This window comes from Bacillus sp. ABP14 (assembly GCF_001831375.1).
Lineage (GTDB): Bacteria > Bacillota > Bacilli > Bacillales > Bacillaceae_G > Bacillus_A > Bacillus_A paranthracis.
This window is the reverse complement of sequence record NZ_CP017016.1, coordinates 4670704-4692108: the sequence shown is the minus strand read 5'-3', so window position 1 is coordinate 4692108 and position 21405 is coordinate 4670704. Positions and strand designations below refer to the sequence as shown.

19 protein-coding genes are annotated in these 21405 nt (G+C 35.8%); 10 read left to right on the top strand and 9 right to left on the bottom strand.

The features are described 5' to 3' along the window. Positions 1-173 precede the first annotated feature (173 nt). From BGI23_RS24630 to BGI23_RS24620, 3 genes are all read right to left on the bottom strand, one after another. Entirely contained in the window at positions 174-1352 is a 1179-nt protein-coding gene (locus BGI23_RS24630) for an NAD(P)/FAD-dependent oxidoreductase (RefSeq protein WP_000043204.1), read from the bottom strand. 44 nt (positions 1353-1396) lie between these two features. Continuing rightward, positions 1397-1837, bottom strand: coding sequence for a DUF1641 domain-containing protein (locus BGI23_RS24625; protein WP_001115309.1), 441 nt, complete (start codon positions 1835-1837; stop codon positions 1397-1399). A gap of 431 nt (positions 1838-2268) precedes the next feature. Continuing rightward, positions 2269-2616: a winged helix-turn-helix transcriptional regulator gene (locus BGI23_RS24620; protein ID WP_000760470.1), complete on the bottom strand. Its 348-nt coding sequence runs from the start codon at positions 2614-2616 to the stop codon at positions 2269-2271. Positions 2617-2989: 373 nt separating this feature from the next. On the opposite strand from BGI23_RS24620, the gene BGI23_RS24615 reads away from it, so the two are divergent. The 4 genes from BGI23_RS24615 (at position 2990) to BGI23_RS24600 (ending at position 9797) form a co-directional block, all read left to right on the top strand. Beyond that, positions 2990-4153: an MFS transporter gene (locus BGI23_RS24615; protein WP_172801704.1), complete on the top strand. Its 1164-nt coding sequence runs from the start codon at positions 2990-2992 to the stop codon at positions 4151-4153. A gap of 16 nt (positions 4154-4169) precedes the next feature. Continuing rightward, positions 4170-5009, top strand: a complete 840-nt coding sequence (locus BGI23_RS24610; RefSeq protein ID WP_070807124.1) for an aldo/keto reductase — start codon at positions 4170-4172, stop codon at positions 5007-5009. 105 nt (positions 5010-5114) lie between these two features. Continuing rightward, on the top strand, positions 5115-6032 hold the full coding sequence (locus BGI23_RS24605; RefSeq protein WP_070807123.1) for a thioester domain-containing protein: 918 nt from the start codon (positions 5115-5117) through the stop codon (positions 6030-6032). Positions 6033-6599: 567 nt separating this feature from the next. Next, a complete protein-coding gene (locus BGI23_RS24600; RefSeq protein ID WP_070807122.1) occupies positions 6600-9797 on the top strand; it encodes a putative mucin/carbohydrate-binding domain-containing protein in 3198 nt (1065 codons plus the stop codon). Positions 9798-9838: 41 nt separating this feature from the next. Here the strand turns inward: BGI23_RS24600 and BGI23_RS24595 are convergent, their stop codons facing one another. Then, on the bottom strand, positions 9839-10477 hold the full coding sequence (locus tag BGI23_RS24595; protein ID WP_070807121.1) for an NAD(P)-dependent oxidoreductase: 639 nt from the start codon (positions 10475-10477) through the stop codon (positions 9839-9841). A gap of 300 nt (positions 10478-10777) precedes the next feature. On the opposite strand from BGI23_RS24595, the gene BGI23_RS24590 reads away from it, so the two are divergent. The 4 genes from BGI23_RS24590 (at position 10778) to BGI23_RS24575 (ending at position 16986) form a co-directional block, all read left to right on the top strand. Then, entirely contained in the window at positions 10778-12208 is a 1431-nt protein-coding gene (locus BGI23_RS24590; RefSeq protein WP_070807120.1) for an alanine/glycine:cation symporter family protein, read from the top strand. Positions 12209-12543: 335 nt separating this feature from the next. Beyond that, positions 12544-13983 carry an alanine/glycine:cation symporter family protein gene (locus tag BGI23_RS24585; protein ID WP_070807119.1) on the top strand — a complete coding sequence of 480 codons (1440 nt, stop codon included), beginning with the start codon at positions 12544-12546 and terminating at the stop codon, positions 13981-13983. Between the two features lie 294 nt (positions 13984-14277). Then, positions 14278-15459 (top strand): NupC/NupG family nucleoside CNT transporter, encoded by a 1182-nt coding sequence (locus tag BGI23_RS24580; protein WP_070807118.1) that lies wholly within the window; start codon positions 14278-14280, stop codon positions 15457-15459. A 345-nt stretch (positions 15460-15804) separates the two neighbouring features. Further along, entirely contained in the window at positions 15805-16986 is a 1182-nt protein-coding gene (locus BGI23_RS24575; protein ID WP_000706846.1) for a NupC/NupG family nucleoside CNT transporter, read from the top strand. 45 nt (positions 16987-17031) lie between these two features. Here BGI23_RS24575 and BGI23_RS24570 read toward each other — a convergent pair whose 3' ends face one another. The 3 genes from BGI23_RS24570 to BGI23_RS24560 all read right to left on the bottom strand — a co-directional run bounded on the left by BGI23_RS24570 (position 17032) and on the right by BGI23_RS24560 (position 19232). Beyond that, a complete protein-coding gene (locus BGI23_RS24570) occupies positions 17032-18201 on the bottom strand; it encodes a DUF418 domain-containing protein (protein WP_070807117.1) in 1170 nt (389 codons plus the stop codon). A gap of 147 nt (positions 18202-18348) precedes the next feature. Then, positions 18349-18855, bottom strand: a complete 507-nt coding sequence (locus BGI23_RS24565; RefSeq protein ID WP_000949392.1) for a ferritin — start codon at positions 18853-18855, stop codon at positions 18349-18351. A gap of 53 nt (positions 18856-18908) precedes the next feature. Continuing rightward, positions 18909-19232, bottom strand: coding sequence for a MazG nucleotide pyrophosphohydrolase domain-containing protein (locus tag BGI23_RS24560; protein ID WP_000355748.1), 324 nt, complete (start codon positions 19230-19232; stop codon positions 18909-18911). Positions 19233-19305: 73 nt separating this feature from the next. On the opposite strand from BGI23_RS24560, the gene BGI23_RS24555 reads away from it, so the two are divergent. Next, positions 19306-19884, top strand: a complete 579-nt coding sequence (locus tag BGI23_RS24555; RefSeq protein ID WP_001225735.1) for an LOG family protein — start codon at positions 19306-19308, stop codon at positions 19882-19884. Between the two features lie 118 nt (positions 19885-20002). After that, positions 20003-20284, top strand: a complete 282-nt coding sequence (locus BGI23_RS24550; RefSeq protein ID WP_000390888.1) for a hypothetical protein — start codon at positions 20003-20005, stop codon at positions 20282-20284. A gap of 16 nt (positions 20285-20300) precedes the next feature. Here the strand turns inward: BGI23_RS24550 and BGI23_RS24545 are convergent, their stop codons facing one another. Both BGI23_RS24545 and BGI23_RS24540 read right to left on the bottom strand, forming a co-directional pair. Continuing rightward, positions 20301-20498 carry a hypothetical protein gene (locus BGI23_RS24545; protein ID WP_000656322.1) on the bottom strand — a complete coding sequence of 66 codons (198 nt, stop codon included), beginning with the start codon at positions 20496-20498 and terminating at the stop codon, positions 20301-20303. A 434-nt stretch (positions 20499-20932) separates the two neighbouring features. Further along, positions 20933-21373 carry a Dps family protein gene (locus BGI23_RS24540; RefSeq protein WP_001041889.1) on the bottom strand — a complete coding sequence of 147 codons (441 nt, stop codon included), beginning with the start codon at positions 21371-21373 and terminating at the stop codon, positions 20933-20935. Positions 21374-21405: the final 32 nt, after the last annotated feature.

The following is a 21405-nucleotide window of genomic DNA, read 5'->3' as shown; positions in this document are numbered from 1 at the left end:
AAAAAGCGACAATAAAAGCTGTTCCAAAACGGGACAGCTTTCATTATAAAGAGTCAGTATATTTAGATAAATTTAAAGGGTATATCATTTTTTTGACGAATAAATAAGTTAGAGAAAATTTCGGATAAAAATAGCCCGAACCATGCAGGGCATGATTCGGGCTTATATTCAGATTAGTAAGCTAAGCTGAATAGACCTTTAATGTGTGATAAGTAACGAACGTTACTTGCTTCTTTCATTAATGATGCTGGTAAGCCTTTAAGTGGAGTATTGCTTGCTCCGATTGTAGCAACAGCATCTTTACGTCCTAGACTAGCAAGTGTTCCAGAGTTTACAGGTGCGAACTCTTCGAATGCTTTGCCTTCTAGTGCTGCGTATAAGTTGTATCCAATTAACTCACCCATTTGCCAAGCGATTTGTGCAGTTGGTGGGTATGGACGTCCGTCTGGAGCGAAGACAACAGCGCTATCTCCAGCAACGAATACGTTTTTGTGAGAAGTAGATTGTAGGTATGCATCAACTGTTGCACGACCACGGTTTACTTCAAGACCTGATTCACCGATTAGTGGGTTACCTTGAACGCCGCCCGTCCAAACGAATGTGTTAGCAACAAGTTTTTGACCGTCTTTTAAGTCGATTTCATTGCCAGCAACGTTTGTTACAGGAAGACCAGTTAAGAATGTAACGCCGCGTGCTTCTAGGCTAGTAGTTGCACGTTCGATTAAGTGGTCTGGTAATACTGGAAGGATTTTTGGACCTGCTTCAACAAGAAGAAGTTTCACTTCTTTTGGATTTACGCCGTGGCTTTTTGCAAGTTTAGGCATAATGTCAGCAAGCTCACCAACTAGCTCAACGCCAGTTAATCCGCCACCACCGATTACGATTGTAGCATCAGCTTCGTTTTTCGTTTTCGCGTATTCACGAATACGGTCTTCAACGTGTTTGTAGATTTTGTTTGCATCAGCAGCAGATTTTAATACCATGCTGTTTTCTTCTAGTCCTGGAATACCGAAGTAAGCAGTTTTACTTCCTAAAGCAACTACAAGTGCATCGTAAGATAAAGTAGTGCCGCCAGCTAATTTGATTTCTTTGCTATCAACTGAGAATGACTCAACTGTTGCGATTTTAAGATCGATATCTTTACCTTTGAAAAGCTTTGTAAGTGGCATTGCAACTGCTTGCTCAGACACGTTACCAGCTGCAAGGCGGTGTAGTTCAGTGATGATTTGGTGTGTTGGGTATTGGTTAATCACTGTAACTTGTGCTTCTGATTTGCTGTAATATTTACGTACGTTTAAAGCGGCAAGAAGACCGCCATAACCAGCGCCTAAGATGACAATTTGTTTTGACATAGTATGATATCCCCCGTCTTTACTAATTGTTGTTATAAGTTAACTTATTTATTGTTACGTTCTGCACTAATTTGAAGATATGCGTTCACAAAGCGGAACATTTTTTGTGCTTGTGGATCTTTTAGTAATTTTAAAAGACCGAATAGGCCGATAACTTCGTTGCTTTCGTCAGCACGATCTTTCGCTTCGATTGCAGTTGCAGCCATGCTTTTCACTGTATCTTTTACAGGTTCTACAAGCTCTGTGATTGCACCAACAGTGTCGCTTTTTAATACTTCATCAGTAGCAACAGTTTGAGCGAAGTCATAAGACTTAGTTAAAATGTTAACAAGCTCAGTTAATTTTGGAAGCTGTTCTACTAGTGTTGTTAATGATTCTTGTACCTCAGGTTTTAACAACTGATCAAGTACATCAAGTTGTCCTTGGCTAGCAGAAATTTGTACAGTTTCTTGTTCTGGCTTTGTTTGAGTCATAGTTTCTGGCATCTCCAATTCTCCTTTACGATAGCAATACTCTTATTTTTGATAGGTAAGATAGTAAACGCTTGCGAAACTTTATACAAAGTTTCACAAAACACAATAAAATGCCTTTAAATTTATGTCAGCAAGTAAGCTGAAATCATAAACCCAAAACCATAATGTCCTACCTATTATTTATGAACTGTCCGATACATGGCTTGTCCGCATAATGGAAAAGCTCCGTTACCGGAAAGTGTATATAATATATATCCTATATTATATACTATATACACCTATGTTAACATAAAAATGATTCCTAATTATTTGATATTGCGTGTATAACGTAGTACTGCCAAGGCATGAAAGCGCATAAATTATTTTGTTAAGCTTAGAAATGTACGTATATACAAATAAAAAAAGGAAAAAATGGACAAATTTATGTTCATTTTTTCCTTTTTTTATTGTTCACCTTCTGTTATTAACATCGATGTCTTACCTTCTTTTTCAAGGTGGCATTCGCCCCAAGAACAAAGAGAATCAAGAATGGATTCTAAAGACCAACCGTAATCAGTAAGGGAATATTCTACTTTTGGTGGGACTTGATTGTATACTTTTCTTTGAATAACGCCGTCGTCTTCTAATTCACGTAATTGCTGTGTTAACATTTTTTGTGTAATACCAGGCATTAAACGTTTTAGTTCACTCGTTCTCTTTGTACCTTTCGTTAAGTGACAAAGGATAACAACCTTCCATTTTCCGCCGATAACTTCTAAGGTCGCCTCTACAGGAATATTGTATTTCTTCATAATAAAGCCCTCCTTTTGTGAGTAAAGTAAGCTAAGTCATACAAATGTTACTTTTTAGTACCTATAGCACTTTAAAGTACGTACTTTTTATCATGTTAAATATGTTTCATAATAGCACATGTAAGAGGCAAATGAGTAGTACGGTACTGAAAAGTGACTATGTTACTTTTTGGTGCCTATCGTACTTTAAAGTGCGTTCTTCAAAAAAAGAATGAAACCATTCATAATAGCATTTGTAGAGATTAAATATATTTTTAGAAGATAGAAGGGCCTTTTTATCGCACTATTATGATTGGATTTCTTGCAATAAGGAGGAATTCAATTGAGTTCATATACAGTACCATCTTCGGAAGTTCAGACGAATCGAAGAAGTATGTTTGCTTTATTAGCACTAGCAATTAGTGCGTTTGGGATTGGTACAACCGAATTTATTAGTGTCGGTTTATTACCATCCATTTCAAAAGATTTAAATGTTTCGGTTACAACAGCTGGTTTAACTGTTTCCTTATATGCATTAGGTGCGGCAGTAGGAGCTCCTGTTTTAACAGCGCTAACGGCTAGTATGTCGAGAAAGACATTATTAATGTGGATTATGGTTATTTTCATTATTGGTAATGGTATTGCGGCAGTAGCAACTAGCTTCACTATATTAATTATCGCAAGAATTGTATCTGCATTTGCACATGGTGTGTTTATGTCGATAGGATCTACAATTGCGGCCGCAATCGTCCCAGAGAATAAACGTGCTAGCGCCATTGCGATTATGTTTACTGGATTAACAGTTGCGACTATTACAGGTGTACCAATTGGAACGTTTATCGGTCAACAATTTGGCTGGAGAGCGTCATTTATGGCGATTGTCGTAATTGGAATTATTGCTTTTATCGCAAACAGTATACTAGTCCCATCTAATTTGAAAAATGGTGTACCTGTATCGTTTCGTGATCAATTCAAACTAATTAAAAATGGAAGACTATTACTTGTTTTCATTATTACTGCACTTGGATACGGCGGTACATTTGTAACATTTACGTATTTATCACCCCTATTACAAGAAGTAACAGGGTTTGAAGCAAGTACCGTTACGATCATTTTATTAGTGTATGGAATTGCCATTGCGATAGGGAATATGGTCGGCGGAAAATTATCGAATCATAATCCGATTCGAGCGCTATTTTACATGTTCTTTATTCAAGCGATCATATTATTTATTTTAACATTTACAGCGCCATTTAAAGTAGCTGGATTAATCACAATTATTTTCATGGGACTATTCGCGTTTATGAATGTTCCGGGGCTACAAGTATATGTAGTTATATTGGCAGAGCGCTTTGTTCCGAGTGCGGTTGATGTTGCTTCAGCAATTAATATTGCCGCATTTAACGGAGGAATCGCTTTAGGTTCTTATATAGGTGGCCTTGTAACGAATTCGTTAGGATTAATCCATACTGCTTGGGTAGGTGGTCTTATGGTAGTAGCCGCTGTTATTTTAACAGCGTGGAGTATGACATTAGAAAAAAGAGATCAAGTGAAATAGAAGGAGAGAAAATATAATGAAAAATTTACAAAGTACAATAACATTGCATAACGGTGTAGAAATGCCTTGGTTCGGTTTAGGCGTATTTAAAGTAGAAGATGGGCCAGAACTTGTAGAAGCTGTAAAATCAGCGATTAAAGCAGGATACCGTAGCATCGATACAGCTGCAATTTACGGAAATGAAAAAGCTGTAGGTGAAGGAATTCGTGCAGGTATCGAAGCAACTGGTATTTCAAGAGAAGATTTATTCATCACTTCAAAAGTGTGGAACGCAGACCAAGGATATGAAACAACAATCGCTGCATACGAAGAGAGTCTAAAAAAATTAGGACTAGATTATTTAGATCTATATCTTGTTCACTGGCCTTCAGAAGGAAAATATAAAGATACGTGGAGAGCGTTAGAAACACTTTATAAAGAAAAGCGCGTACGTGCAATTGGTGTAAGTAACTTCCAAATCCATCATTTACAAGATGTAATGAAAGATGCAGAAATTAAACCAATGATTAACCAAGTAGAATACCACCCTCGTTTAACACAAAAAGAACTACAAGCTTTCTGTAAAGAACAAGGTATTCAAATGGAAGCATGGTCACCATTAATGCAAGGTCAATTATTAGATAACGAAACATTACAAGAGATTGCTGAGAAACACGGCAAAACAACAGCGCAAGTGATTTTACGTTGGGATCTTCAAAATGGAGTAATTACAATCCCAAAATCAACGAAAGAACACCGCATCATTGCAAATGCTGATGTATTTAACTTTGAATTAACGAAAGAAGATATGGAAAAAATCGATGCGTTAAATCAAAATCACCGCGTTGGTCCAGATCCTGATAACTTCGATTTCTAAGATTAGGGTAAGAAAGAAGAGTGCGTAAAAGCACTCTTTTTTGCATAAAAATAGTTTCTAAATAAATACTACTTAATATCAAGTTTGTTATAAGGGGCTGTAAACATGAATATAAAGCAATCGTTCAAACTTTTAGTTATGTTTTTAAGTGTTTTATTTGTGTTATTCCCGCTTCAAAAAGCATTCGCAGAAGTCATGGACCACACAAAGTATCAAATGGATTGGAGTTACAGTAAGTCTAAGAAGAAACCAATCCGAACAGAGCTTATTAAAACGGCAGATGGCAAAATTGCTTTTTGCTTAAATGTAGATTTAAAATCTCCAAGCGGTCAAGATTTACCGGAAATGGGGAAAGTGGATATTAACGTATACCGTGTATTATTAAATGGATATCCACAAAAGAGCCCGCAAGAATTAGGTGTTTCTGATTGGAGAGAAGCTCATTATGCAACGCAGCTTGCAGTATGGAATGCGTTAAAACAAATCGATATTAATGATTTAGACTTCCGCAATAAAAATGTAGAAAAGGTAACGAAAGATATCGTTGCAAAAGCAAGCGCTAGTGAAGAGTTACAAGAAATTACAATGAGTGTCGTACCATCGGAAGAACAACAAGCAGTATTGAAAAATGATTTCTTTGAAACAGGTTTATATACAGTAGAAACAAATGCAAAAAGCGGAACGTATAAAGTGCAAGCAACAGGTGCTCCAGCTGGAGTAAAATTTGTGAATGAAAAGGGCGAAGCAAAAACAGAATTTAATGTAGGAGAAAAGTTCCGCATTTTAATTCCGAAACAAACACCAGCTGGTGGTTTTAGCTTTAAAGTAATCGGGAAATTAACGAAGCTACAAGGAATTGCACATAAAGGTACACCGACAATTCAAAATGCAGTCGTATTACTTGAGCGCAGTGAAGAAGAAACAAGTCCGGAGTTATCAGTGAGCTGGAAAAAAGGAAATGGTCATGATAATAATAAACCACATACTCCGAATGAACCACATAAACCGAATCAAAAGAGATAAAGAAAAAGCATTGGCGTGTGCCAATGTTTTTTTTATGAACACAAATTTATATTAGGAAAATTAAATACAAGATAATAACACTATTTATACAGTAGAACTTTATTTGGAAACAATATAAATATAGTAAAATTCAAACGTTACAATTAATAGATTGTATTCACAAAATTGTAACATTGTTCTGATTGAAAAGGCTATCTAACAAAGTAGAAAGCGTGTAAAATTCAGTTGGAAAAACTACCTATAGATGGTCATATATGAAGAAAATGTAAGATTCTATTACTATTTACAACTTTAGATGTATAGATGACAATACCGAAATATATCTTTTACTATTCTCTTTTTATGTAGAGAGAACTCATCACAAGTAGAGGGAAGTGAGGAGGATACAGTACATAAAAATTTTATAATGTAGAAAAGCGAATACATGGAGAGAAATGCGGTAGTAAATGATACAGGTGCGCGAGGTGTTAGTCTATTCATTAAATGTTTTTATGAAGATAATAGGATGCTTTATTAAATGAATATATAGGATGTTTTTTCTAAATAAAGGAACAGGGGACACAGATTATGTCGAAGAAAAAGACGAGTAGGGTATTAGTGGCTGGAATATGTATATCTACATTATTATCGCCAGTAGCTTTCGAAGCATCGAAAGGATATGCAGCACCTTTGGAAGAAAATAAAGGTGGGAAATTAGAAGAGGTTACAGAGAATAAATTTGAGCAGAGAGTATTTCAGTTGCCGGGGAAAGGTAGCGTGGATGAAGAAAATAAACGTTTAAGAGTTAGTTGGAAACTTTCTGCGAATGAACCAACTGGAATTTATGCAGAGCCAAATGAAGAGATTACAATTGACATAAAAGGAACGCAGCCTATTCAAGCTTTCATAGGAACGAGATCTTATGATGAAAAGGACCCAGAAGAGTTTGATTTAAAACCAGGGAAAAATATTATTTCATCTCCAAGAGGCGGTATTTTATATTTTTACAATATGAATAATGAAGGAGAAGTAACAGCTTCCGTTACGAATGGTGGTAGTCATTTCCCTTTATTTATTTTAGGTAAGCATACGAAAAAAGATTGGGATGAAATGTTAAAAAAATATAAGGATCCTTATGCAGTGGAATTAAAAGGTGAGAGAAGTTTAATTACTGCTAGTCCGAACTCTATACAAAAGTTTATGAAAAAAACAAACCCGATAGAGTTAATGGAATTGCATGATAAGATTATTCGAATAGAAAATGCAGTAGCAGGATTATCTGAGGACGGTGTTGGGGTTGCAAAATCTCCAATTCATTATGCTCAGTTTGTTGAGAAGCGGAAGCCTGCTGAAGGTGACTTTATGTTCGCGAAAAATTATCATACAGGATATATCCCGACGGCAATGAATAGAGTTTTAGATATAGAGGTGCTTGAAAAGGATGGCTGGGGACCATGGCATGAAGTTGGACATTTACATCAGCAAGAACCTTGGAAGTGGTCTAAAGTAAGGGAAGTTACAGTGAATATTTACTCATTAGCTGTTCAAAAGGCGTTAGGGAATCAATTAGAAATGGATGAGCACTATAAAAACTCATTTGAGTATTTAGAGAAACCTAAAGCAGAAAGATTCATTGATGACATTAATCCTCTTACAATGTTTTGGCAATTAAATGTCGTTTATGGAGAACATTTTTATCCTAGATTACATCAAGCCTATCGTTTGTTACCTCAGAGTGAAATGCCTCATTCTGATGAAGAGAAAAAGCAGCTATTTATTTATATGACATCGCAAGTGGCAGGGCAAAATTTAATTCCTTTCTTTGAGGAATGGGGATTAACACCAAATGATGATATTAGAGAGAAAATAGAAAAATTAAATTTACCTAAATTAGAAAAGGAAATTTGGAAAGCTACAGATAGTAATGATATTCGTGAGAAGCAAGTTGAACCGTATAAGGTTCCGTATGGTGAACCTGCTAATGAGGTGAAAAACCTTGTAGTTGGTACAGAGTCTGATGAGAATGAAGCAAGTAAACTTGTTCAAAATTTAGGGGAGAATGTAAAAGTAACAGGTAAGATTACATGGTCTAAATTAGAGGATGGAAAACAGGAAGTATTAGTAGAAATTGAGGATGAGAAGGGAAATAAAAATTCAATTCCTGTCCAAGTCAATGGGATTTATGGTGATAGTATCATTTTTCAAGGACTTTCAAATGATGTAATGTCGACAGTGACGCTTCGACACAATGAAAAAAAATTAAATGTAAACTTTACTAATAATAAAATACATTACCGTTTCGAGAAAGAAGAATATATGGGCTTAGCGATATATGATCGGAATGGAATTGAAAAGAAACGTGTATCAGCAGAAGGACAAGAAACTGGAAAAAGATTTGCGATGGACTTAAATGAATTGGCTTTTGAATATGGTGATGTAGTAAAAGTATTTCATGCAGAACCGGATCGTCTGAAGTGGTACCAAAATAACACACTTGTAGATCAAGGGAAGGCTAAAAATAAAAAAGAAAAATTCTTTAAGATTACTCCACAAGGCTTTGAATTAAAAGGTAGTTTACAAGAAATAACGGCTAAACCACAACAAGTAGTAGTAGGAACAGACGTTGAGAAGTTAGATCCAAAAGCTTTTGTTGAAGTAAAAGACGGTGAAGTAGTAGGTTTTGTAGGGAAACCAGACACAACAAAGATTGGTGAACAAACAGTAGAGGTAGAAACGAAAGATATGTTTGGAAATAAGCAAGTAACAGAAGTACCGTTAGAAGTAACATATGGAGATAGTATTGCATATGTAGGATATAACAATGAAATCGCGTCAGTGGTAACATTAAAGCATGAAGAGAAGAAATTACATGCGACTGATATGGATGAACAAATTCATGAATACTTTGATAAAGAACAATACATGGGAATCACGTTATATGATCAAAACGGAAAGGAGAAACAGCATGTAACAGCAGAAGGACAAGAAACTTCAAAGAACTTTGCAGAGCAAGTGAATGGACTGCAGTTTGAGTATGGAGATGTAGTGAAAGTATTCCATGCAGAACCAGACCGCTTAAAATGGTATCAAAATAATAACTTTGCTGGCCAAGGTGAGAAAAAAGGGGCAAAAGAACTATTCTTCAAAGTAACAGCAAAAGGTTTTGAGAGAATCGAGACGCAACAAGAAGTAAAAGCCGTGCCACAAAAAGTAGTAATCGGAACAGATAGCGAAACGTTAGACGCGAAGAATTTTGTTGAAGTGAATGATGGAGAAGTAGTAGGTTTTGTAGGGAAACCAGATACAACAACAATTGGTAAGCAAACAATAAGAGTAGAAACGAAAGATCGTTTTGGAAATAAAAAGGTGACAGAAGTTCCTATGGAAGTAACATACGGAGATAGCGTAGTGTATCAAGGTGTATCTAATATAACCCGTTCAATCGTTACGCTAAATCATGGAGAAAAGAAATTACATGCAACATTTACAGATGAGACAATCCATTATCGATTTGTAAATGAGCAGTATATAGGTCTTACGCTTTATGATTCAAATGGTAAAGAGAAAAAGCATGTAACAGCAGAAGGACAGGAAACTTCAAAGAATTTTGCTGAGCAAGTAAACGGTACGCCATTCCAGTATGGGGATACGATAAAAGTGTATCATGCAGAATCTGATCGTTTAAGTTGGTATAAAGTTGGTGAGTTACTTGGAAAAGGAGATGCGAAGAAATTTAAAGAGATTTCCTTCAAGATTACTCCAAATGGTTTAGAACAAGTACAATAAAAAAAGCTCGTAAAACACTATGTTTTACGAGCTTTTCTTTATTATTCAGCTTCAGAAACAACTGTGAAGCGTTCGTTTACGTGTTTTGGATTTTCGATTTCATCAAGTGCTGCTACTGCGAAGTCTTCGTAACTTACGTAGCTATCACCTTTTGCGTTCACAAGAAGGTTGTCTTTACCAGCTGTATAAGAACCAGTGCGTTTTCCTAATGCGAATAGTGCAGAAGGGCTGATGAATGTCCAAGTAATATCGTTAGTTTGTTGCAGAATTTCTAAGTTTTTACCTTGGTTTTGAGCTGTTGCAAGGTATTCTTTCGGGAAACCTGGCGTTTCAAATACACGTGTTGTTTTCTCTTCGTCTACAAATAAGCTTCCAGCGCCGCCAACTACAAGTAATTTTGTATTTGGTGCACCTTTCATCGCTTCAATAAGTACGTTTCCTGCATCTACGTGAAGGTGTTCTTCGCCTGCTGGAGCACCGAATGCATTTACAACTACGTCGAATGCTTGTAAGTCGTTAGATGTAAGAGAGAATACATCTTTCTCTAAAACTTTTACATTGTCTTCTGTAATTTTTGCAGCGTTTCTTACGATTGCAGTTACTTCATGTCCGCGATCCAATGCTTCTTTTAAAATACGACTTCCTGCTTTACCAGTTGCTCCGATAATTCCGATTTTCATAATAAATCCCTCCAAAGTGTTTTGTTAAAGTGTATATCTGAAAGTGAATGAATGTGTTGTAATTAGGTTTGTTACAACCTGTTGTAATCATTATAGTTACAGGTTGGTGTTTTTGTCAATAGGGTTGTTTGTGAATTATTTTTTGTTTTAGTATGCACAGTTAGAGGGAGGGTAGTCATAACGATATTGTTACTGCGATCCTGTCTAATATTTGGAAATTGCAAATTGTCGAAAAATGTTGATTTTTGAATGTTTTTTAAATATAATTCGTTTTATGGAGAAAAGGAGGGGGTTAATTGTATGAATATTTTAGAGCAATTTATTTCATTAACAAATACAATTCTTTGGTCATATATTCTTATTGCAATGTTAATTGGTTTAGGTCTTTATTTTTCTATTAAATTGAAATTTGTACAAATCACTCATTTAGGGGAAATGGTTCGATTAATGAGTGATGGATTAACTGGAAAGACACGTAAAAAAGGTAGTGTATCTTCTTTCCAAGCATTTTGTATGAGTTCAGCAGCTCGTATTGGAATCGGGAACTTAGCCGGTGTAGCTTTAGCGATTTCTATGGGAGGACCTGGAGCAGTATTTTGGATGTGGGTTATTGCGATTATTGGGGCGTCTTCAAGTTTTGTAGAAAGTACGCTTGCCCAAATTTATAAAGTAAAAGATGGCAGTGGCTTCCGTGGTGGTCCTGCTTATTATATGGAAAAAGGTTTAAATAAACGTTGGATGGGAATTTGGTTTTCTATCCTTATTACAGTTAGTTACGGTTTAATTTTCAACTCAGTACAAGCAAATACAGTTACATTAGCGTTTAAAAATGCATTTGGTTTAGAACGTTATATTGTTGGTATTGTATTAGCTGTATTAGTTGCAGTTATTATTTTTGGTGGTGTAAAAAGTATCGCACGTATGTCGGAAATGATTGTTCCGCCAATGGCGCTTATTTATATTGCGGTAGCTATTTTCGTTGTCATTAAAAACTTCTATTTAATACCAGATGTGTTTACAGAAATCTTTAAAGGTGCATTCGGCTTAGATTCAGCTGTAGGTGGCGGTATCGGTGCTGCGATGAAATATGGTATTCAGCGCGGATTATTTGCGAACGAAGCAGGTATGGGTAGTGCGCCGAACGCGGCAGCAACAGCTGATGTAACGCATCCAGCAAAACAAGGTTTTATTCAAACAATTGGCGTATTAGTAGATACATTCTTAGTATGTACATCAACAGCATTTATCGTACTATGTTCTGGTGCATATAAAGCAACGAATTTAGAAGGGATTGAATTAACACAAAATGCGTTAAGCTCACAAATTGGCCCGTGGGCAAGTAGCTTCTTAGCGATTATTATTTTCTTATTTGCATTTAGTTCACTTTTAGGAAACTACTATTATGGTGAAACGAATATTGAATTCATTAAACAAAGTAAAACGTGGTTAACAATTTACCGTCTTGCGGTAGTGGGAATGGTATTATTCGGTTCTGTTGCGACGCTTCAAGTTGTATGGAATATGGCAGACTTATTTATGGGTCTAATGGTAATCACAAACTTAATTGCGATTACACTTCTTGGCCGATTTGCGTATGCGGCATTGGCAGACTATGTAAGGCAAAAGAAACAAGGAAAAGATCCAGTCTTCCGTGCAGATTCTATTCCTGGTTTAACGAATACAGAGTGTTGGGATAAGTCAGCGGTAACGGATAAAGAAAAAGCAGTGTAAATGAAAAGGCGAGCATCGAGTTGAATTCGATGCTCGCCTTTTTTTGTTGTAGTAAAGGATGAAAAGGGTGAGAGGTAATTGTTAATATAATTTTTGTTTGTTCATTTCTCATATTATTTGTAGGGAACGTACTGTCTTAAAGGTATGGCTGGTCACATAGGATGAGTGATTTAGTATTGGATAAATGCGCGTACTAGTTATAATTTTGCGTAAAAAAACACATGTGTTAAGTAAGTTAACTTTCTTATGTCAGAAAACCTAACATAAAGTTCTTGATTACTAAGAGTTTTTAGAATATAATTTTCTTATTGTTAGGAAGAGGGGGCAATGCAATTATGGATTTTTTAGCTAAGGTAATTGGGGATATAAATAATGTCCTTTGGTCATATATCATTATTGCGATGTTAATTGGGTTAGGACTTTACTTTTCATTTCGTGTGAAATTTGTCCAAGTTCGTTACTTCGGTGAAATGATTCGATTGCTTGGGGATGGGGCGAGTTCGAAAACGAGGAAAGCACAAAAAGAGAAGAGTGGTGTATCATCGTTCCAGGCTTTTTGTATGAGTACAGCTTCTCGTGTAGGTACTGGTAACTTAGCTGGTGTAGCTATTGCAATTTCAGCAGGTGGTCCAGGAGCAGTATTTTGGATGTGGTTAATCGCGGTAATTGGGGGTGCTTCTGCATTTGTCGAGAGCACATTAGCGCAAATTTATAAAGTGAAAGATGGGGATACGTTCCGTGGTGGTCCAGCGTATTATATGGAAAAGGGTTTAAATAAGCGTTGGCTTGGAGCTATTTTCTCTGTATTAATAACAGTAAGTTTCGGATTAATTTTTAACGCTGTACAATCTAATACTGTAGCAGCTGCTTTTGACGGGGCATTCAAAACAGATAGTAGATTAGTAGGTCTTGTAATGGCTGGTCTACTTGCAGTTATTATTTTCGGCGGAGTAAAACGAATTGCTCGCGCGGTTGAAATGATCGTTCCAGTAATGGCGATTATTTATGTAGCAGTAGCATTATTCGTTGTTGTAACAAACATTACGGCAATTCCGTATGTATTTAAAGAAATTTTCTTACATGCTTTCGGAATTAAAGAAGTAGTAGGTGGAGGATTAGGTGCTGCGATTTTATTAGGGGTAAAACGCGGATTATTCTCAAATGAAGCAGGTATGGGTAGTGCGCCGAACGCAGCTGCGACTGCAAACGTAACGCACCCAGTTAAACAAGGTTTCATTCAAACTTTAGGGGTATTTACAGATACATTATTAATTTGTAGTTGTACAGCATTTATCATTCTTTTATCAGATGTGCACAATGCAGCTGATTTAAATGGTATTCAATTAACGCAACAAGCATTAAGTCAACATATCGGACCATGGGCATCTATATTTGTAGCAGTTGCAATCTTCTTGTTTGCATTCAGCTCATTAGTAGGTAACTACTACTATGGTGAAACGAATATTGAATTCTTAAATGGAAGTAAAGTGCTATTAACAGCTTACCGCATTGCTGTACTTGGTATGGTTATGTTAGGGTCTGTCGCAACAATTCAAATTGTTTGGGATTTAGCAGATCTATTCATGGGTATTATGGCTGTTATTAACTTAGTTGCAATCGTATTCCTTTCTAAGTATGCTTTTGCAGCGTTATCAGATTACGTAAAGCAAAAGAAACAAGGAAAAGATCCAGTCTTCTATGCGAATTCAATTCCAGGCCTGAAAAATACAGAGTGCTGGGAAGAGCAAGTAGCAGATAAAGAAAAAGCGGTATAATGAAAAGGGCATCAAGTGAAACTTGATGCTCATTTTTTGTTTTATCCAGTTATTTGCAAGAGGTAAAAGACGAACATTAATGGATGTTTTATAATAAAATGTAATTTTTTAAAGAAAAGTGCGGATATGAGTTGTGATTTATGTTAGAATGGAAAATGCCTTTGAAACAAGAGGTTTTATGATTTTTCCTATCTGATTGAAGATTTTGGAGGGGAAATGGAAAGTTCGGGTTATTTCTTGTTTTAGTGGTCAGACGTTCAACGTTAATGAAGAGTTAAATGGAGGATTTTATTAATGAAGTTTGTTATGTTTCTTGTAGGATTACTCGTTGTATTTGTACTCGGTTTTCTTATAAGCTCCGATCGAAAGAAGATTAAGTATAAACCAATTGCAATTATGCTTATTATTCAGCTAGCATTATCTTATTTCTTATTAAATACACAAGTTGGTTATATTTTAGTAAAAGGAATTTTAGATGGATTTGGCGCGCTTCTTGGATATGCAGAAGCTGGAATCGTTTTCGTATTTGGTGGCCTTGTTAATAAAGGAGAGGTTTCATTCTTCTTAACAGCGTTATTACCAATCGTATTCTTTGCCGTTTTAATTGGAATTCTGCAACACTTTAAAATTTTACCGATATTTATTCGTGCTATTGGTACTTTGTTAAGTAAAGTAAATGGTCTAGGAAAATTAGAATCATATAACGCAGTAGCAGCTGCCATTGTTGGGCAAGCGGAAGTATTTATTACAGTAAAAGATCAATTAAGTAAAATCCCAAAACACCGTTTATATACATTATGTGCATCTTCTATGTCGACAGTATCGATGTCAATCGTCGGTTCTTACATGAAAATGATCGAACCAAAATATGTAGTAACAGCACTTGTATTAAATTTATTTAGTGGTTTCATTATTATTCATATTATTAACCCGTACGATATTACAGAAGAAGAAGATACACTGAAATTAGAAAATAAGAAAAAACAGTCATTCTTTGAAATGCTGAGCGAGTACATTATGCTTGGTTTTACAATCGCGATTACAGTAGCAGCGATGTTACTTGGTTTCGTAGCATTAATTACAGCAATTAATAGCTTGTTTGATTCCATGTTCGGTATTACATTCCAAGCTATTTTGGGATATATTTTCTCACCATTAGCATTCGTAATGGGTATCCCGCAAGCAGAGATGGTAACAGCAGGACAAATTATGGCAACGAAGTTAGTATCAAACGAATTTGTTGCGATGCTTGATCTTGGAAAAGTAGCGGGTGATTTATCAACTCGTACAGTTGGAATTCTTTCTGTGTTCCTTGTATCATTTGCGAACTTCTCATCTATCGGCATTATTGCAGGGGCAACGAAAGGTATCGATGAAAATCAATCAAATGTTGTATCATCATTCGGTCTACGCCTTGTGTACGGTGCGACATTAGTAAGTATTTTATCAGCGATTATCGTTGGTGTTATGTTATAAAAAAGATGGTCCTAGCTCATAGTTAGGGCTGTTTTTTTATGGTAAATTTGCATAGAAAAACCAATTAATTAGGAATATATTAACATATAAAAATCTTTTTAAATTTATATTGCTTTTCAGTTAGATAACGCTTACAATTTGATTTGTAGGTGGTATCAATTTCAGACTTTCAAGTATGGTAGGAGAGAAGAGGCTACCTTTAATAAATTGCAATTTATGTAAACGCTTACTGATTTTAGATAGCAGTTGAATAGTATTTAGGGGTTTTAAATTTTTTTAACATCAATGGTCAGACGTCATTCGTTATACGACCAATAACTCGTGGGAGAAGTGGAGGATTCACATATGAAAATAGTAATGTTTCTAGTCGGTTTACTTGTAGTATTTGTACTAGGTTTCCTTATCAGTTCAGATCGTAAGAAAATTAAATATAAACCAATTGCACTTATGCTTGTCATTCAATTGGTACTTGCATATTTCTTACTAAATACAAAGGTCGGATTTGTATTAGTAAAAGGAATTGCAGATGGGTTTGGCGCTATTTTAAAATTTGCGGAAGCAGGGGTTAATTTCGTATTTGGTGGTCTAGCAAATGATGGACAAGCACCATTCTTCTTAACAGTATTATTACCAATTATTTTCTTAGCAGTATTAATTGGGATCTTACAACATATTAAAATTTTACCGATTATCATTCGTGCAGTCGGTTTCCTATTAAGTAAAGTGAACGGTTTAGGAAAACTAGAATCATATAATGCAGTAGCAGCTGCGATTGTTGGTCAAGGGGAAGTATTCATTACAGTAAAAGATCAATTAAGCAAATTACCGAAAAATCGTTTATACACACTTTGTGCATCTTCCATGTCAACAGTATCGATGTCAATCGTCGGTTCTTACATGAAAATGATTGATCCAAAATATGTAGTAACAGCACTTGTATTAAACTTATTTAGTGGATTCATTATCGTTCATATTATTAATCCATATGACGTGAAAGAAGAAGACGACATTTTAGAATTACAAGAAGATAAAAAGCAAACATTCTTTGAAATGTTAGGCGAATATATTATGCTTGGTTTCTCTATCGCTGTAACAGTAGCGGCGATGTTAATTGGTTTCGTAGCATTAATTACAGCAATTAATGGTGTGTTCGATTCAATTTTCGGAATCACATTCCAAAGCATTTTAGGATACATTTTCTCACCATTAGCATTCGTAATGGGTATCCCAACATCAGAGATGCTAACAGCAGGACAAATTATGGCAACGAAATTAGTAACGAACGAATTCGTTGCAATGCTTGACCTTGGTAAAGTAGCTGGTGATTTATCAGCTCGTACAGTAGGTATTTTATCTATCTTCCTTGTATCATTTGCGAACTTCTCATCTATTGGAATTATCGCAGGTGCAACGAAGAGTATCGATGGCAAACAAGCAAACGTTGTATCATCATTCGGCTTAAAACTTGTATACGGTGCAACATTAGTAAGTATATTATCAGCGGTTATCGTTGGGGTTATGCTTTAAGAATAAGAAAAGCAATGAGCGTATGGGCTCATTGTTTTTTTTCGTTTAGCTTGCTTTATCTAAGTTTCTTTTAAAACGTGGTTTCTCCAAATAAGTTCCAAGCCTCCATATATATTCAATAGGCCCCATTCGGTATTTCCGCAGCCAATATGTGCTAGCAAATAATTGAATTGTATAGATTACAATCGTTAAAAGAATACCGAAGAAATATCCTATTTTTCCGAATAAGCCAAAACCGTATGCATAAAAAATTGTTGTTGCGATAATGGACTGGGCTAAGTAATTACTAACCGACATTTTTCCCATATTGGCCATGTATGTTAGTAGACGGGTTGCTTTTTTGTAATGGAATAATAAAATAATTGTGCTTCCGTAAAAGAAGGTCATGGTTACTGGTGTAAGACCGTCTTGTAACATAAGTAAAATAGGATGTTTGACGAACATAGCTAAAATTTTGATTGTAAACGAGAAAATACCAGTAAGAAGCCAGATCTTTTTGACAGCAGAGATATGTTTATCAATTTCAAATAACCACCCCTTTTTTCCTACGTACATACCGATTAAGAAGAGTGGAGATAGGAAAATGAGTGTAAAAAGTGTTATAAAGGTTAATCCAAAGAAACCGTCAATGCCTATATATTCGAAAGGATTTTCAGTTAACCTAAATTTGACATGGTCCATATAGCTTCCAGTTTCATGAATTTTATGTTCTTTTTCAATATAAGGAGCAAAATCAGTAATATTTGTATTTGGTTCAGTTGAATAAGTCATAAGTGTAAGGAGTGCGAGTAGAATAGTTGTCCAAATTAATAATGTTTTTGGCTTTCTGTTTATAAACATCAGTAAGAAAATCCCGATGAGTCCATATGAAAATAAAATATCTCCAGACCAAATGAGAGCGCCGTGAATAAAACCTAGTAGTAAAAGAATAAGGATACGACGTAAATAGGTAGTGGAAAACTTTTTTCCTTTTGCGACAATACTTTTTTGTAACAAAATAATGCTAAGACCAAATAAAAAAGAGAATAAAGAAATGAAATTTTGTGTACCGAAAAATTGAATAAACCAATTAGCACCCTTATCGAATTCGCCAAATATATAGGTTGGTTTTTCATTAGCAAAGAAACCGAATTGAATTAATGTCATATTAACAAGTAAAATACCAAATAATGCGAAACCACGTATGGCATCAACAACTTCTAAACGTTGATTCATTTTTTCTCTCCTCGTATATTATTTTATATAGAAAATAATACCATTTTGTGGTGGGCACTATGTCAAATACGAGGAAATTTAAGGTGATTTTAAGCTAGAGAGAAAATAAAAAATCACCTTAATCCATTCATTAAGGTGATTGAAATACTACTCAGCTGGAGGCGTAAATGTACGTTTCTCTAATTCAGCATCTAGCATAAATAATGCGTTTGAATCGCTTGTAATACGTTTTAATTTTTGGATGATGCTATCGAATGAAGCTTCTTCTTCTACTTGCTCATCGACGAACCATTTTAAGAATGTAATTGTTGCGTGTTCACGCTCATCCCAAGCGATATCAGATAAGTTGTAAATACGTTTCGTTACTTCACGCTCGTGCTCAAGTGCCACTTCAAAAGCATTCAGTACAGATTCATATTCGTTATTCGGATTATCAAATCCAGTAATAATAGCGCGCTCACCGCGGTCATTAATGTAGTTGTAAAGCTTCATTGCGTGGAAACGTTCTTCTTCAGCTTGTACAAGGAAAAAGTTAGCGAATCCATCATAGCTCTCCGCCGTACAGTAAGCAGCCATTGCCATATAAGCGTGGGCAGAGTAAAATTCAAAGTTCATTTGATCGTTTAGTGCGTCGTGCAATTTTTTAGATAACATAAAATCCCCCTTAGTATTGTGACAAGAATATTATACCATAATTGATAATGTTCTCATTTGGATGTCTCGAACCTTTTCGAAAGCTTTGTGACGTGTGCGTCCATAATGTCTTGTAAGTCTAAATCATATTTTTGCGAAAGAATAATAAGGTTAGATAGTACATCACCAAGTTCTTCTTTTAGTTCTTGTTTTAGCTCTTCTTCTGTTTTCGCGTCTTCATCAGGACGATCGCGACCGATTTCAATTGCGCGAACGACGCGTGAAACTTCCCCAACTTCCTCTGTTAAGAAATTTAAGCGAATAAAAGCATTATACTGTGACCAGCTTCGTTTTTCGTAAAATTCCTCCACCCATCTTTGAAATGCGACGATATCCATTTCTTTCTCATCCCTTCAATATGTTGTACAATGACAATTGTATCATAACAATATATAGTTTCGGGGTGTAAGGATGAGAAAGATTTGTGTGTTTGCAGGTTCCAACTTAGGGGAGAGACCAGAATTTAAAGAGCAGGCAATTGAATTAGGGAAAATGTTTGTTGAGAACGATTATGAGCTTGTATACGGTGGTTCTTGCGTCGGATTAATGGGAGAAGTAGCAAACGAAGTTCTTCGCTTAGGTGGCCGTGTAACAGGTGTTATGCCGCGCGGTCTATTCCGAGGAGAGATCGTTCATACAGGGTTAACAGAATTAATTGAAGTAGAAACGATGCATGAACGTAAAGCGAAAATGGCAGAGCTTGCGGATGCTTTCATCGCACTGCCAGGCGGATATGGAACGTTTGAAGAGCTATTTGAAGCAGTATGTTGGTCACAAATTGGTATACATAATAAGCCAGTTGGTTTATTGAACATAAAAGATTTTTATGGACCAATTTTGCAAATGGTTGAACGCGCAGCGGAAGAAGGATTTATGAATCCATCGAATAAAGAGTTAATCGTTGCCGCTGAGACGGCAGATGCACTCATTCATAAGATACAAAATTACGAGCGTCCTGTTTTAGGAACGAAGTGGAAGCAGTTATCATAATACAATTGTATAGATATTTTTGGAAACACATGTCATTTTATCTTGAAAAGGCATGTGTTTTTAATTTGGTTAAATATGTTAATGTTAAGGTGTAATGTTTTGGGAAAAGGAGAAATAAATGGAGGAGTTCGTATTTTTAAGGCCGGTTTTTAAATGTATTTTAGCAGCATCTATTCTTGTTATGCTAATTATTTCAACACAGAAGAAAGAGCGAATTAATGAATTTTCGCTTTGGTTTATTTCGATATTGTGTATCGGTGTTTCTGCGATTACGTTGTTTATGATTGGGTTTATCGTTGATGAGTATAATTTAAGTGGAGATCCACAATCGTTTTGTATGTTTATTGCGATTGGTTGTATTAGCGGTTTGAATTTTATTATTTATTATAGACGGCAATAAAAGAAGGCATTCCGTATTACTTTGGAATGCCTTTATCATTTTGATTACTTTGTTTTTTATACAAGTACCAGCCACCCCAGCCGCCACCAATTGCTACTACAACGAGGAAAGCATAGTCTTTAACCTCGATACGTATATTGAAAATATTAGCTATAAGTAAGACAATCCCAACTGTTATTAACGCAAAAAATGCTCTAATTAAGTAGTCTTTCAACTGAACCACTCCCGCCATTTAAGTAGTAAATGATGAATATGGAAAAGCTTTTTTGGATCTATTTTACTAAAGGGTGTTACCTATATTTTAGCATAAAAGAGATTGTAATATATTGATGAAAGTGGGGGATGGGGAGGTGCTCATATTGTCGTGATTTGTCGGTAAGTCGATATATTGGGAAAATCGCTGATATATTGGATGGAATCGCCGATATAATTAGAAAATCGCTGATATAAATTTCATGTACCAACAAAAGCGACCATTTCATAGAAAAAAGCGACTCTGAACGAGCCGCTTCCGCTTTAAAATAATATCCAGCTCCAGCGGCTAGAATCTCCGGTCATTTCGCTCTCTCGCTCGAAGCAAAAAGCGCTTCAAGGTCGAGAGCTTGAAGTGCCCTGCGATTCTGAGCAAGCCGCTTCCGCTTTTAATTATTATTGATTCAAGAATGCGCGTAGCATCCAAGCGTGTTTTTCTAGTTCTGTGTAGATGCCTAGTAGTAGGTCAGATGTCATTTCGTCATCAGAGTCTTGAGCGATTTCCATGCCTTTTTTCAGTTCGACTAGCATCATTTCGTAGTCTTTCATGATTGCTTCGACCATCCCTTCTGCAGTTTCTCCGTATGCTGCTTCTTGAATAGAAGATATTTCTAAGTATTCTTTCATTGTTGCTACTGGTTTGCCGCCAATTGCTAAAATACGTTCTGCAATTTCATCGATGTGAGTAGCTGATTCTGTGTAAAGTTCTTCGAATTTCTCATGTAATGTGAAGAATTGAGGTCCTTTTACGTACCAATGGAAGTTGTGTAATTTTGTGAATAAAACGCTCCAGTCTGCTACTTGTTTGTTTAATACTTCGATTACTTGTTTGTTCATTATGATCAATCTCCTTTTGAGTTGTTATGTGA